We start from the raw sequence: 874 nt of genomic DNA, 5'->3' as shown, positions 1-874 counted from the left end.
TTAGGGAAGCGGATTGGTAATATTGCTCTTGGAATTTCTGCCGCCAGAGGTGTGGGTTATGTTGGTTTACTTGTGGGTGCCGTCAGTGGTGTCGATAGCATCTATGAAGCGTGCAAGGTGGATGGTACTGGCGAGTGTGGCAAGACAACAACTCGTGAAGTGTGGGGCTTTATTGGAGGAGTATACGGTGGAATCAAAGGTGGAAGCGTTGGAGTAGGGCTCGCTGTAACCGCCGTTTCTGGTATCGCTTTAGCCATCAGCATAACTGTTACCGCCCCAGTACTTGCTGTCGCGGTGATTAGTGGAGCTGTCGCAGGTGGTTTTGTCGGTGGGGTTGCAGGCTCTACGGCAGGTAAAGCCGTTGGAGATGGATTGTATTTTCTATATGAAAGTTCAGACAAAATTGTATCTGATATAGGGGCTAAATTCTGATGGTCTGGTATGAGTCTGTCGTGGCGCTTTTAGGTTTGGTTTTCGGAGGCTACGCTACAATCTGGGCTGTTCCGGGTGTTATTATGAGTGCGATTGTATCTCTAGGTAGTCTTAAGCATATTGTTTTTATGGATAAACAACTGGCCAAAGATCTTAGCAAATACTATGACGATAACGGTCATATGAGACCTAAATACCAATTGTCCTGGGAGATAGGTAGCCGTTGCTTTGATTACTGGGTGAAGTATCCATTTATTCGTAAACGAGCAACAACGAAATCAACTAAATTTAAAGTGTTTATGTGGGTGAATGCATTAGGGATGTGGAGCTGTATTGTCCTTATCTTAAGCTTGATTTTCTTAAAGTTTACTGGGTACATACCCTAATTTATATGGGACTGTAATGATCGGTTTCATATCGTTACTTAAGGTGTTGGTAATGT

Annotated in this window: 1 protein-coding gene and 1 pseudogene; both read left to right on the top strand. The window is 43.9% G+C overall.

Features of this window, described 5'->3' with window-relative positions; translation table 11 throughout:
* A pseudogene (locus tag ACQEXR_RS20275) lies at positions 1-432 on the top strand (hypothetical protein); the annotation flags it as partial.
* Positions 432-818, top strand: a complete 387-nt coding sequence (locus ACQEXR_RS20270; RefSeq protein WP_138971147.1) for a hypothetical protein — start codon at positions 432-434, stop codon at positions 816-818. The pseudogene ACQEXR_RS20275 and the gene ACQEXR_RS20270, both read left to right, overlap by 1 nt.
* Positions 819-874 lie beyond the last annotated feature (56 nt).

It is taken from the genome of Vibrio sp. TRT 2004, from assembly GCF_050113735.1.
Classification (GTDB): Bacteria; Pseudomonadota; Gammaproteobacteria; order Enterobacterales; family Vibrionaceae; genus Vibrio.
The sequence above is the reverse complement of the archived record's forward strand: the minus strand, read 5'-3'. Positions and strand labels throughout refer to the sequence as shown.

Bases quoted from the DNA above. Each gene is read 5' to 3' on its own strand.
- ACQEXR_RS20270 (WP_138971147.1), top strand. From the start codon at position 432: ATGGTCTGGTATGAGTCTGTCGTGGCGCTTTTAGGTTTGGTTTTCGGA.